Below are 13,884 nucleotides of genomic sequence, written 5' to 3' on the forward strand. Positions count from 1 at the left end.
CGTTTCTCTACCCCCTTATCAAATTGTCTTGTTCCAATAGCTCTATGAATGAAAGCTCGATACTGTCCGCCAGCTCAGCTATGGTCTGCGCTCCGTACATCCGCTCCACGTTCAGCAGGATCGGGTACGTTTCCTGAATACGGGAGATGACCTGCATCTTGCTGAGCGAATCCGCTCCAAGCTGGTATAACGGAACATGAATGTCGATCGACGGCTGACCAAGCACCTCCTGATAAAACAGGATGAGGTTCCGTTCTAAAGTCCTCCGCGGATTACCATCTTCAAACTGGCCCGAGTCTGCCGGTTCGACCTGCGTCTCATGAACGGCAGCCTTCCGCTCCGCTTCCCAGTCAACGTTATGGCCTTCCGGCCCCCTGATTACATACCGCCGACGTTCGAACGGATACGTCGGCAGTGGCACGCGGCGACGCTTCTCCAGTGAGGTTCGCGCTTGCCAGTCGAGATCGGCTCCACCCTCCCACAGATCGGCCAGGGTGTCCGTCCATGAATAAGCATCAAAACAGCTCAAAGTGCCTTCGCTCTCATCTCCCAGCGGTGCGCCGATGCTTACCAAGCGCATATGACTGTCCTGCAGTGCTGCTCTATGGGCATTGTGCAGCCATCGCTCGGCGCTTGGTTGATCGGGATCACTCCGAAAATCATCCTGATCCCCATTCAAATACGGAATCCGGGCGGCTGCATGAAAAATGTCGCCGACTGTCCTTGTGTATGCCTCTTCCTCCCCGCCTTCTTCGAATATCGCGCGGGCAATCGCTAACCGAAACGCATCTTCTATGGAATACAGCCCGGCAATGCAGGCAGCCGCATATCCACCTTCCTTCTCCCCGCCCACCAAAGCTGGCTGCAGCCCCAATTGACCAAAAACGGCGGCAAGACTGTACGAAGCGGCTACAGATAGAACGACTCTCATGCGGGACGTAAGCTGCGGCATCTGCGTATAGTGCGTATCATCGCTACATAGAACGGACGTAAGCGCGTTCAGCGCCAGCCCGCTGACGGCTTCCGCCCTAGCTAAAGCCTCCTGCAGCTCGCGCCGGAAAACCGGTTCCGTTCGGCACAGCTCGAGCAATCCCGGGAGCCTGTCTTCCCTCCAAGGCATGAATATCCACGCCATTGCCGGAAACTCATCCGAATGACGGACCGTCCCCCCTTCCGTCCGACGGCTCAACAGACGTCCCGCTTCTTCCGCATTCTGGCAGACGACCGCCCGGCGCAGAGGATAAGCCTTCCGGCCCACCTGCGTCGTATAGGCAATCTCTTCTAAAGGCGTGAGCGGATTTTCGGATAAGTAAGCAGACATTCGCTCGCAAGCCGCCTCAAGCGCCGTCTCCGTCTTGGCGGATAACAGTAGCGCATGCCAAGGCCGAACGTACGCCACTTCTTCCCTATTCGGAGCTTCCTCCAGCACGACGTGGGCATTGGTCGCCCCTATGCCGAAGGAACTGACTCCGGCCCGTCTCGGATAGCTTTCGACCTTCCAGTCAGTCAACTTCGTATTGACGAAAAACGGACTGTTCACAAAATCGATCTGCGGGTTCTGCTCATGGAAATGAAGAGAAGGCGGAATTTGCCGATGGCGCAGTGCCAACACCGTCTTGATCAATCCGGCCACACCGGCGGCGCAGTCGAGATGGCCGATATTGGTTTTGACGGATCCGATCGCACAGAAGCCGCTCCGGTCAGTCCACTGCCGATAAGCCATCGTCAACCCAACAACTTCGATTGGGTCTCCCACAGCGGTTCCCGTGCCGTGGGCTTCGACGTACGATATCGTATCCGGGTGAACGCCGGCTGCCGCTATTGCATCTGCAATGACCTCCGCTTGTCCTTCCGGGCTTGGCGCAGTGAAGCCTGCCTTGAGACCGCCGTCGTTATTGACGGCGGAGCCGCGAATGACGGCATAGACGAAGTCCCCGTCCTCTGCAGCCTTCTCCAGCCGCTTCAGGACGACGACTCCGACGCCGTTGCCGAATACGGTGCCCTGCGCCTTGTGATCAAACGCGCGGCAAACGCCGTCCGGCGAGAAGATCAACCCTTGTTGGTACCTATAACCAGCGTGGTTTGGAAACGTCACAGAGCTTCCTCCTGCCAGCGCAATATCGCTCTCCCCACTCATCAGCGACTGACAGGCCATATGGACAGCCACCAGCGAGGTGGAACAAGCAGTCTGAACCGTCATGCCTGGCCCTCTTAAGTTCAGCTTGTAGGACAATCGACTCGTCAAGAAATCCTTATCGTTGCCGAGCATGAGCGCCGTAAGCTCCTCCAGATTGCTATGGGGCCCTTGCTTCGCAATTTGGCTCAGCATATAGGTGCTGATCGTGCATCCGCCGAACACGCCGATCCGGCCTGCATACGTATCGGGCACGTAAGCAGCATCCTCCAGCGCTTCGTACCCGCATTCGAGAAACAGCCGTTGCTGCGGATCGGTCAACTCCGTTTCGCGTGGACTCATCCCGAAGAACTCGGCGTCGAAAAGCTCCGGATCTTCCAGAACGCCCTTGGCTTTCACGTACTGCGGGTGATTAAAGACATTCTCCGGAATCCCTGCTTCCCTCAATTCCTCATCCGAGAACATCCGGACGGCATGGACGCCCCGGCTCAATAGGTTCCAGTACGCTTCCGGATTACCCGCTCCCGGGAACTTTACGGACATACCGATGACGGCAATACCTTGTTCCCACAACGATTTATCTTGGTTCAAACGCTTCACCTCCCGTAGTGTTTCCTAATTTTTTTACTTCCATAGCCCCTCTAGACTCCCTCTGCTTCCGCATCATCGCTTTGCGTACTTCCGCCCTTTCTTCGGCAGCCGATGCCCATTTCTTTGTCAAGCGATGCCCGAACAAATGGTCTGCCAGCGAAGCGATCGTCGGATGCATGAAAAAGTCAGTCAACTTAATTTCGTCGTACCCTTCTTTCCGAATTCTCTCCACGAGCTGCACGGCGTGCATGGAGTGAACGCCCAGATCAAAAAAATTGTCGTGGCGTCCGACTTCCGTCAAACCCAGCACTTCTTTCCACAAGACGGACAACAACCTCTCTCCTTCATTTCGGGGTAAGCTATCGCTGGAAGCGGAAGTGGTCAAAGCTTGCGGACGGGGTAGCACTCTCTTGTCGATCTTGCCGTTAGAGGTCAATGGAAGGCTATCCAGTCGTACGAAGTACGACGGAATCATATAGGTCGGAAGCTGTCTACCCACATGTTCCCTAAGCTGGGCTGCGGATATCGGTTCCGTCGATTCATAGTACGCGGCCAAGTACGCGCCGCCCTGCTCTACTTGTCCGTCAACGACCGCTACTGCGTGGATGAGCGGATGACCGGATAAGACCGCAGCGATTTCACCGGGCTCGATCCGGTACCCTCGAATCTTAAGCTGATCGTCCATGCGCCCCAAAAACTCGATCGTTCCATCGACCATATAGCGGGCCCTATCGCCGGTTCTGTACATCCGGCCAACGCGGTCAGCTTTATCCTCCACCGGTTCCGGCACGAACCGTTCAGCCGTTAACTCCTGAAGACCCAAATAACCACGGGCTACCCCCATGCCCGCAATGCACAGCTCGCCCGGTACCCCGACAGGTTGGAGCCTACCTCTCACGTCCACAATGTAAATCCTAGTGTTTACGATAGGACGGCCGATCGTCAGACGCGTATCGTCCGTCACATCTTTTACCGTTGCCCAGACGGTCGCTTCAGTCGGGCCGTACAAGTTGAACAGCCGGGCCTGTGTCGCCTGCCGCAATCGGTAAAGCAGCTTCTTGGTCAACACCTCTCCCCCGAACAGCACGTAGCTCAGACCAGCCATTGCTTCTGCCATCTTCTGGCTGCCAAGCAGCATCTGCAACCGGGCTGGCGTCGCTTGTAGCAGTTCGACCCCGTGCTTCCGGCACAAATCGGCCAGCTGATCTGGATCCGTTTGCTCCCCTCGCGTAGCCATGACCACCGTGCAGCCGAGCATTAACGGCAGCAAGGTTTCGAGCACGAACGGATCGAAGGTTACGGTCGTTAGAGACAATACCGTACGTACCCTATCGATTGGAGTCTCCTGCAGCATGCCCAGAAGGAAATTATGCACGGACCTGTGCTCGACCATGACTCCTTTGGGCTTCCCCGTTGATCCCGAGGTGTAGATGACATAAGCAAGATCTGATGGACAAGCGCCCTCCACAGCCGGCAAGAGCGAGGAAAGGAGCGGCCATTCCTCTTCCCGGTCCAGCAGCACCGTCTTTCTTCCTGTCGTTCCCTTCCCTGCATAGGCCGACTCGGTTATGACGAACCTGCACCCGCCTTCCTCAAGCATGCCTTGAATCCGCTCTTCCGGAAAATCGGGATCGAGCGGAAGATACGCTGCTCCAGCCTTGTTCACGGCAAGCATTCCCACAACGAGTAGAACCGAGCGGTCTGCAAGCAGAGCGACGATCTCCTCGCGAGCGACGCCATTCATCCGGAGAACGTCTGCCAGCTGGTCTGCCTTTCGGTTCAATTCCTCGTACGTCACCCGTTCTCCGCCACAGATGAGTGCGATCTGCTCCGGCGTCTTCGCCGCCTGTTCCTCGAACAGCCGATGAATTGTTTTTTCCTGCGGATAAGCTACCCGAGTTTCGGTAAATAAAGTAAGTAGCGTATTTTTTACGTCCTCGTCGGCAAGAGAAACGTCCGCTATTTTATCATTAGGACACCGAATCATCTGTTCTATAACCGTTACGATCTGTTGAAACATCGTTTGAATTTCATTTTCATCATATAACTGGCTTCGGTAATCAACGAACAGCACCAACTCTTGAGTATCCAAACAATCTTTGATATGAATAATAAAATCGTTCACTTCATCCCCGCAAAAGTCAGCTTCAATTTCCATGTCAGAGTGTTCAAACTTCAATATATTGTACGGCTGATACTCTACCGCAATGCCGAACAGCCGTTGAATGTCTTTGCTGGGATGCATCCTTCTTACGTCTTGAATCAACTTAGTGTAGGGATATTTTTGGTGGCGCAGCATGACGCTCTGCTCTTTCGATACCTTTTGCAGAAAGGCATTCAGCTTCAAATCCGGCTCCACGTCCAGTCTGATTGCAACCGTACTGGCGAACATACCGATCGTCTCTTTTACTTTCTTTGATGTCCGGTTCCCATAGAGCGCTCCGATGACGACGTCACTCTCGTTGGTTACTTTATATATGTAAATGTACAGAGCAGCCATAAAAAAAGTAAACATGCTGACCTGATGATTTTGACAAAATAGCTTCAGATTACGATAGAGCTCATCGGATAAGGTAAAGCTCTTTCTTTCCGCTGCTATGCTTGTCAGTAAGGGATTATAGTTTTTGATCCCTGTTATATTTGGAAGATTGCGGTATTTTTCCATCCAGAATGCTTGATCTTTGCTGTACCGTTCCGACTTCTCATAGTCGAGCTCGTCAAGAATACAATTCAGGTAAGCGTTCGTTACATGCTCCGAAGAACTCGTTCCTTTTAGTAAGGCAGCATAATTCCGGTCAATTTGATTAATCGTCAAATTTATCGCTATGCCGTCGCATACGATATGATGAATTTGGAGGCTGTACCAGAGCTCCTCATTGCTAATTTTAAGAATGACAAATTGATATAATTCCGAAGCAAACTGTTCGCCCGGCATTCTGTTATGACTTTTCAACCATTCCTCTGCATGGGATGAATCTGTATAATCGGAGAAATCAATCATTCTAATTTCTTTTTTCTTATAGGGTTCGACGCATTGCCTCGGCTCCCCATCCTTCGAATCGATCTTTACTCGAAATGCATCGTTTTCCTGGATCACCCATTGAATGGATTCCTCCAAGAGATCGGGGTAAACCTTACCCTTCATCTTCACGGTCACGGAAAGGATAGACACTTTTGTACTCGGATACAGCAGGTCCGTGTACCATACGCTTCGCTGCGCATCAGTTAAAGGATAGCATTGGATGGAATCATTACTCAGAACAGTTCACTCCCAACTAAATTTAAGTATGTTATATAATTTTGTAATATATTGTTATTTAAAACAAAAACCTTATGACTGAAGAACCTGCCGTCAGATCCGTCAAATGAAAACAACCTGTTAAGGTGTCGGCGTTGAATTTCCTGTGTCAAATTTCAACCGCTTTGTCATCTTTTTAATCCCATTGAATGAAGTTGCCCTTTAGATTTATTATTCAGAATTAATTCGTAAATCCGATCTTTCATTTTTCTCAAAACTTTTGCAAGATACTTACGTTTAAAATGTGCTAGGGCATTGTATACCGGGGCGTAGTTGTTTGCTTCTACCTGGTTAGTGGCAACTTCATCTAGTTCTCCGTGAGCCGATGAAGCATAATACTCATATTCCGTTTCGCTAAAACTAGCGACTTATGAAGAAGTCCCGGCCAATCTTATAAGTGAATATATCCTCTCGAAAAGCCCGATCTAATGAAAATGAATGAGTCCGATTGGATTTTCTTAGATGATCAGATAACTTCTGCTCAACAGTCAACCTCCCCTTGCTCAAACACTATTTCTGAAGCTATTCGACAAAAATAGTGTTATATCCTCCCAATAAAATAAAATACAGGGGTAAAGGGGGATTTCTGTTTTATTTCATATTTTTAGTAGATATAGTTCCTTGCCATAGCAGTTTTTATCTCCGCTATGCCCATTTCCCCGCTGTATCATTACTTCTGATCGTTGGTTCCGAGTAATTTCGGTGGCATGCCAGCGCTCATCTCGAAGGAAGTCTTCCAACAGGTTCAAGAAAAGATGGACAACAACAAACGTCAGTCTGGAGCGTATAAGGCTAAAGAAGTTTACCTGTTAAGCGGCCTCATCGTCTGTGGTAAGTGTCCGAAAAAAATTGGCACCCCGTATTCTATGATGGGTAATATAAAGTTCAGCGGAAGTAACAAGCTCAAATACGTCACCTACCGCTGTGGTAATCGTGATCGGACGAAGGAATGGAATAACCCCGAGATACGCCGAGAATACATCGAGAGCTATATTATTTCTCAATTGCAAGAGAAGACTTTTAATGAAGAGGCCATCCCACTGCTTGCCAAGCAACTGAATGACTACCATAACTCCAAGCAATCAAACGTAAAAGGCAAGCGTGAACGCCTAGCTAAGAGCCTAGAGGGTATTGAACGTCAGATTACAAATATAGTAAATGCCATTGCTAGTGGCACTTTCAACATTGCTTTGTCTAGTAAGATTTGGGAATTGAAGCAGCAGAAACTACAGCTTGGGCAGAAGCTGCTCGAAGCTAAGGGTGTAACAGAAAAAGCAGCCATCACAGAGGATACTCTGCGACAACTGCTTTTTTAAGTTCGGGTGCCACGTTGCTAAGCACAACCTCTCTGAGATCAAAAAGTTCATTGGCAGTTACGTGGAAAAGGTAATCGTCTACAAAGAGCATTAGAGGTAATCTTTAAACTCCAAATTGTGGATTTAACATATGGAGCCGAGGGGAGTCGAACCCCTGTCCGAAGACAACCCCCACATAAGCTTCTACGGGTGTAGTCACGGGTTTGATGTCAACGCCCTCATGATCCAGCATGGCCTATCGCTGTTACGAAGAGGAAGAGAAATACAGCCATGGTTGTATTTATAATTTCGAAAAGCATGAGCGGCTTAGACATCTTAGTAGGTGATTTTGGAAACATCCCCGCTAAGTCAATGGTGTATACGATGAAATATAAAACGGCGATCATTTGCGTGATGAGAATGGCATTAGAATGGGAAATCAATAAGAGATAGCACGCGATAAACGAAACGACCCCCAGCGAGATCAGAAACAGATTAAAGCCCCAAAACACAACTCCTGTTAATTTTGAAAAATCTCTATTTTCAATCGGTCCTCCCGGAACCAGTATCGTGAGTAATGTTACATTTAAAAATACCAGCAAACTTGCAATAATCATCATGTCCTGCATCGTTAACCCTTCCTCTCCTCTAGTAGTGTCTCAAGCTTAGCAGGAAGGAGAAAAATGGTATTGTAAAAAATCAGCACCTATGTTCAGATGCTTGTTGTTGGCCATGCCATAAGTAACCAAGGGTTAATTCATCCGGCAGCTCTTCCAACTCCTTAATCGTTTTACCTGCAAATTTCTTGGATGTTTTGATCAGGTGGGACTGATCATAGTAATGATACTGCATATCCCTCCTCAGCCCTTCATCCTCAACATGCTTTCTGAATTTCACAATATTTCCATAGGTCTTTGGTGTCAGCCCGATATATTTTTTGAAAAAACGCTCCAATGAACTGACCGAAACACCAAAAAAATTAGCCATACTCACAATATTTAGGCTCTCATACTCTCGCTCCACATAGGTCAGCATTTCCTCTATGCGTCCAGTATCCTTTTCATTCAACGCTAATTTATGCATCAAAAATTGATTGATTGCCTTCGTACACTGCTCCACATCTTTAGAAATCATCATCATTAAGTACAATTCATCCAGATCGGGGTCCACATCGATGGCCTCTACAATTCGCTCTGTCAACTCGAGGCCGGGCTCATGAAACAATTTTATAAACCCTAACGGAGTTAATGAAATCCCGATTTGATACAAATGTTGTCCATATTGAACATGTTTAGCCTCTTTCATTTGACCAATCACTGCCACATCAGGGATCACCATTTCCTCCTTTTCTCCTACCAACCTGTAAGCGGACCCATAATTGAAAATAATATTGATATGCCCCAGCGGCATAATAATATCTCCTCTATTTCCATCGGCAAGAAAGTTAAAATCTACGATCCAGATGTAGTCCACAAGTTTATGTAAGACATTGTCAGGTTCAAAAGTTCGAATCATCGTAAGCATCTCCTTAAACATCAGGTTTCACACGCATCAGAGTGATTAGCGATTGAAGGCGTTCTTCCAATAACTCCTTCCATTCCGTCTAATATGTCATACCCTCTTTATAACATGAATATGAAAAGCAAAAAAGCGACCTCACTAGGTCGCTTTTCTGATGGTGGCGAGGGGAGTATCGCAATTCCCATCTAACCTGCTCACGCAGCACCCTCCGTCGACAACCCCAGCGGTTGATTGCAATCCCGTGCTCCTCCGCTTCCCTCCGTCCGCGCGGACTGAACCCGCAGGCTTCTCCTCCAGCCTCCACGGAACAACAAAAAAGCCCCAGCCTCTCGGCTGGGACCTTTCTGTTGTTGTATGGAGGCGAGGGGAGTCGAACCCCTGTCCGAAGATAACGACACATAAGCTTCTACGGGTGTAGTCACGGGTTTGATGTCACCCAAGCAAGCGCCCCGTAACCGGCTCTCACTAAGGTCAGCCTGATTGTCTTCTTCAGCACACCCCAGGCGGAGATGTGACAGCGTATCCCACTAAAGGTTAGCCCCTACATCCGGCACATGGGCGATACAGGAGAGGAGCACGCTCACAGGTTATTAAGCTGCGAAAGCGTAGTTTTGTTGTTGTTTGCCGTTTAATAGGCTTTAGCGTTGATGAAGCGGACGCGTCCCCACTACCCGCTACCCATGCTCGAACTACCCCCGTCGAATCCAAAAACGCCCCCGTAATAGAAAAGGAACTCGGATGCAACGGCTCATCGAGCCGGATGCTGTGTTCTTCTTACTCATTTATTATACCACATTTCCCGCCAAAAGCAGGTGCTGATCCATGGAAGTCCAGGATCGGTTTCCCACCCGCTCCCGCAAGGAGCAGCTAATAAACCACATTACCTGGCGACCTTCTGCTTCTCACGCAGAGCCCGCTGAATATCACGCTGAGCATCGCGTTTAGCCGCTGTATCGCGCTTGTCGTACTGCTTCTTACCTTTACCGAGTCCGATCAGCAGTTTCGCATAGCCGTTGCGGATATAAATCTTAAGCGGGACCAGCGTGTAGCCTTCCTGCTTGGAAGCGCCGATCAGCTTGTTGATTTCCGCTTTCTTCAAGAGCAGCTTTCTCGCTCTCGTCGGATCGGTCGGATTGTTCCGATTTCCCTGTTCAAAAGGACTGATGTGCATATTATGCACGAACGCTTCGGCATTGCGGATGGTTGCGAACGAATCCGAAAGATTCGCCCGGCCGTTCCGCAGGGATTTGATTTCCGTACCCGTCAGCACAAGCCCGCACTCGTAAGTGTCTTCAATAAAATAGTCATGCGAAGCTTTCTTATTCTGTGCCAGCACCTTGCCGTCCGCTTTCTTGGTCACGGTCATCCCTCCAGTCGTCCATGCTATTAATACCCCATCCGTGCCTTTTTGAAAAGGCGGAGTGTTCTTTATTGTAGCAATTTCCCTGCCAAAAATCAAGAAACGCCCGAACCATGGCATGTCCGTTAAAAAGACGCGCGCACGGTCGGGCCGTTTATTTAATTCTCATGTATTTATTTGCCGCTGTAAAAATTCAACAGGCTTAACTTTTAGGCATGTAAGCTCTGTTTATGCAAAGGATAAACGCCTCACTGTCTCCGTACGACCCACCATCGGAATGTATGCCAGACAGCAGCCGTCAGCGCGCGGGATTCCCACGGATCATCACGAACCATAAGCCTATCGCAAATCAGCGGGCTTCAAACCGCTTACCCCCTGCCGCCCGCGCCCGCTACCGGCGCGGACGTCCACGCCGGCCGCCCGGCTCGAACGGGTCGCGGCCGTCCGGCGTGTGCCGGTCGCCGCGGACCGTCTTCGTCAGCGCGTTCACGGACGACGCCCAGTTGCCGGAGTACGTCGACTCCTTCCGCGCGCCTCCGCTCTCGCGGCCCGCTCCCTCGCCCGCATCGCGTCCCCTCCGGCCGCGGCCGCCTTGGCCGCCGCCTTCGCCGGACTCACCGCGCAGCGAGACACCGCGGGCCGGAGCGGCGCCTTTGCGGCGCTTGCCGCCACCGTCGGTGCCTGCAGCCGGTGTTACGGCCGCTTCTCCTTCGGCTCCGCCGCCCTTGCGCTTCCGGCGACGCCCGCCGCCATTCTCGCCGGACTCTGTCACAAGTCCGTTCTCACGGCCTGTATCGGGCTTTGCAGCCGGATTGCCTCCCTTGCGGCGCTTACGTCCTCTGCCGGCTCCCGGAGCCTCCTGGGACAAGCTGCCGCCCTCAGACGGCGTACCGCCCGGTGCCGCTGCCGGCGTGATTCCGAGCGGCGCTTCACCCGATGCGCCTTTCTTCTTCCGTCTGCGGCGCTTCGTTCCGCCGCCTTCGGATGCTCCTGCCGCATCGGCAGCACCTGCTGCTCCACCCGGCGAACCAGGTTTCACGATGACATCCCGCACACGGCCGCGGTCTTTACCGCGTCCGTCTTTGACAGGACGCCCGCCTGCAACGCGCTTCTTCTGGCCCCCGCGGCCGCCGGACTTGCTGCGGTCGAGCATGCTGAACTTATTGGAACGAGGCTTCATATCCACCATTTCGAAGTCAATCGTTTTCTCGTCCATATTGACCCGGCCTACACGAACTTTAACTTCGTCGCCGATCCGGTAAATTTTCGACGTGCGTTCCCCGATAAGGGCATGCTGCATCTCGTGATAGTGATAGTAATCGTCCGTCATATCGCTCAGGCGGATCAGGCCCTCGACCGTATTCTCCAGCTCCACGAATATCCCAAAGCTCGTCACGCTCGAAATAATGCCCTCGAATTCCTCGCCGACTTTATCCAGCATGAACTCCGCTTTTTTCAGCGCATCGGTTTCTCGCTCCGCATCAACGGCCACACGCTCACGCTGGGAAGACTGCTCGGCGATATCGTCCATCCGGCCGCGCAAATATTCGCTGCGCTTATCGGTCAGTGCCCCGCCGTTCTCAAGCACTTCCCGGATCACACGGTGAATGATCAAATCCGGATAACGCCGGATCGGAGACGTAAAGTGGGAGTAGAACTCCGCCGCCAGACCGAAATGCCCGATGCTGTTGGAATCGTAACGGGCCTGCTTCATGGAACGGAGCATCACCGTACTGATGACGGTCTCCTCCTTCGTCCCTTTGATCTCTTCAAGAAGAGACTGGAGCGCGCGCGGGTGCACGGTGTTGCCGCGTCCGCGTACCACGTAACCGAAATTCGTAATGAACTCCATGAAATGAGCCAGCTTCTCCGCATCCGGATCTTCGTGAATCCGGTACAGGAACGGCACCTTCAACCAATGGAAGTGCTCGGCAACCGTTTCGTTGGCCGCGAGCATAAACTCTTCGATAATCATTTCCGCGATGGAACGCTCGCGCTTGACGATATCGACCGGGGTTCCGTCCTTGTCGACAATGATTTTCGATTCCTGGAAATCGAAATCAATCGCGCCGCGCTGAATACGGCGGTTGCGCAGCTTCATGGCGAGCTCTTCCATCAGCTTGAAATCGTCCACAAGGTAACCGTAACGCTCCAGAAGGTCCGCATCGGGTTCTTCCTCGGTGAGCAGCTTGCGGACGTTGTTGTAGGTCATTCTTTCACTTGTTTTGATCACGCTCGTAAAAACGTCGTGCCTCACCACGTTAAGCTCGGCATCGAACTCCATCTCGCAGGACATAGTCAGGCGGTCGACCTGCGGGTTGAGCGAGCAGATCCCGTTGGACAACCGGTGCGGCAGCATCGGTATGACCCGGTCCACCAGATACACCGAACAGCCGCGGTTGTAGGCTTCGCGATCCAGTGCGGAATTTTCCGTCACATAGTAACTTACGTCCGCAATGTGAACGCCCAGCAGATAATTGCCGTTCGGCAGCCGTTCCACGTTTACGGCATCATCAAGATCCTTCGCATCCTCGCCGTCGATGGTCACGATGCGTTTGCCGCGCAGATCCCGGCGCTTCTGGCTGACGATTTCTTCTTCCGTGATGGAGTCCGGGACACTTTCCGCCTCCCCGATCACTTCTTCGCTGAACGCTTCCGGAAGCTGGAACTTGCGGATGATGGACAAAATGTCCACACCGGGGTCGTCCTTGTGGCCGAGAATTTCGATCACTTCGCCTTGGGCAGCCGCACGGCCCTCGGGATATTGGACAATGTTAACGACGACCTTTTGTCCGTCTGCCGCACCGAGGAAAGCGTTTTTCGGAATAAAAATATCCCGCTGCACGCGCTTGTCGTCCGGAACGACGAATCCGTAGCTTTCGTGATTCTGGAACGTTCCCACGATTCTCGTATTGGCGCGTGTGACGACGCGGTCCACTTCCCCCTCGAGCTTGCCTCCGGCGGCGCCTTTGCTCGTAACGCGGACGAGAATAATGTCATTATTCATCGCCGTATTCATGTCATTGGCATGAATGTACACGTCGGGGTGATCCCTGTCGTCCGGAATCAAGAATCCGAATCCTTTGGGGTGAGCCTGCAGCCGGCCACGGATGAGATTCATCCGCTCCGGCACTCCGTAACGGTCGTTGCGCGTGCGCAGTACGTGTCCAGATTGCTCCAAGTCGTTAAGCAGCTTGACGAAATCTTTGAATTCCGAAGCGCTCTCAATGCCGAAATGCTTTTCAAGCTCCTGGTACGTCATCGGCTTGTACGCATTCTCGTGCATAAAATTTAATATATCCTGCTCTGTCACCATAGTTGTCACCTTCTTATTAGGTTGAGCTTCTCCGTATTCATACCCGATAACCATTTCTTTGAACAGGCTTAGCCGCTGCTGCAAATCGCATCCTCTACCCGTTGTCGGGCCATCAAGGGGATCTCCAGGTCCTGTTCTTCCGCTTTTCCCCCTGCCTCCGGGGCATCTCGGTCTGGCGGTGTATGATTGTGTGCGAGTGTCCCTATCGGCCTGTACGGCCAAGGGTAACGGGTGTGCCTTCGTTGGGTCTTCTTGCAGCTTTCCGGTCGTTGATTCGTTTAAGCTTCTGCTTTATCATTCCTCACGGTTCCCGGCGAGACCCACAATTAACCGGTTGACAAGCAGGTGCAAGTTACTAACCAGTATATC

The 13,884-nt window shown here is 51.6% G+C and carries 7 protein-coding genes and 1 other RNA gene; 1 reads left to right on the forward strand and 7 read right to left on the reverse strand.

Translation table 11 applies throughout. From position 1 onward, the window contains the following. Positions 1-7 precede the first annotated feature (7 nt). Positions 8-2,725: a type I polyketide synthase gene (locus PCH01S_RS19880; protein ID WP_129112449.1), complete on the reverse strand. Its 2,718-nt coding sequence runs from the start codon at positions 2,723-2,725 to the stop codon at positions 8-10. After that, complete coding sequence (locus PCH01S_RS19885) at positions 2,712-5,984, reverse strand: non-ribosomal peptide synthetase (RefSeq protein ID WP_272509853.1); 3,273 nt, start codon at positions 5,982-5,984, stop codon at positions 2,712-2,714. Before PCH01S_RS19885 ends, PCH01S_RS19880 begins: the two co-directional genes overlap by 14 nt. 794 nt (positions 5,985-6,778) lie before the next feature. Between PCH01S_RS19885 and PCH01S_RS19890 the strand changes: the two genes are divergently transcribed. Next, a complete protein-coding gene (locus tag PCH01S_RS19890) occupies positions 6,779-7,339 on the forward strand; it encodes a recombinase zinc ribbon domain-containing protein (protein WP_241688781.1) in 561 nt (186 codons plus the stop codon). Positions 7,340-7,557: 218 nt separating this feature from the next. Here PCH01S_RS19890 and PCH01S_RS19895 read toward each other — a convergent pair whose 3' ends face one another. The 5 genes from PCH01S_RS19895 to rnr form a co-directional block, all read right to left on the reverse strand. Next, positions 7,558-7,947, reverse strand: a complete 390-nt coding sequence (locus tag PCH01S_RS19895) for a hypothetical protein (RefSeq protein ID WP_053228758.1) — start codon at positions 7,945-7,947, stop codon at positions 7,558-7,560. A gap of 70 nt (positions 7,948-8,017) precedes the next feature. After that, the gene (locus tag PCH01S_RS19900) at positions 8,018-8,833 is read right to left on the reverse strand and encodes a helix-turn-helix domain-containing protein (protein ID WP_042232286.1); all 816 of its coding nucleotides are present in this window, start codon (positions 8,831-8,833) and stop codon (positions 8,018-8,020) included. A 358-nt stretch (positions 8,834-9,191) separates the two neighbouring features. Next, positions 9,192-9,557: a transfer-messenger RNA gene (ssrA, locus tag PCH01S_RS29930) on the reverse strand. Positions 9,558-9,719: 162 nt separating this feature from the next. Beyond that, positions 9,720-10,199, reverse strand: coding sequence for an SsrA-binding protein SmpB (gene smpB / locus PCH01S_RS19905; RefSeq protein ID WP_009674535.1), 480 nt, complete (start codon positions 10,197-10,199; stop codon positions 9,720-9,722). A gap of 391 nt (positions 10,200-10,590) precedes the next feature. Beyond that, positions 10,591-13,515, reverse strand: a complete 2,925-nt coding sequence (gene rnr / locus PCH01S_RS19910) for a ribonuclease R (RefSeq protein WP_241688877.1) — start codon at positions 13,513-13,515, stop codon at positions 10,591-10,593. Between the last annotated feature and the right edge of the window lie 369 nt (positions 13,516-13,884).

The organism is Paenibacillus chitinolyticus NBRC 15660, assembly GCF_000739915.1.
Taxonomy (GTDB): Bacteria; Bacillota; Bacilli; order Paenibacillales; family NBRC-103111; genus Paenibacillus_F; species Paenibacillus_F chitinolyticus.

Bases quoted from the DNA above. Each gene is read 5' to 3' on its own strand.
- PCH01S_RS19890 (WP_241688781.1), top strand. From the start codon at position 6,779: ATGGACAACAACAAACGTCAGTCTGGAGCGTATAAGGCTAAAGAAGTT.
- PCH01S_RS19895 (WP_053228758.1), bottom strand. From the start codon at position 7,947: ATGCAGGACATGATGATTATTGCAAGTTTGCTGGTATTTTTAAATGTA.
- PCH01S_RS19900 (WP_042232286.1), bottom strand. From the start codon at position 8,833: ATGATTCGAACTTTTGAACCTGACAATGTCTTACATAAACTTGTGGAC.
- rnr (WP_241688877.1), bottom strand. From the start codon at position 13,515: ATGGTGACAGAGCAGGATATATTAAATTTTATGCACGAGAATGCGTAC.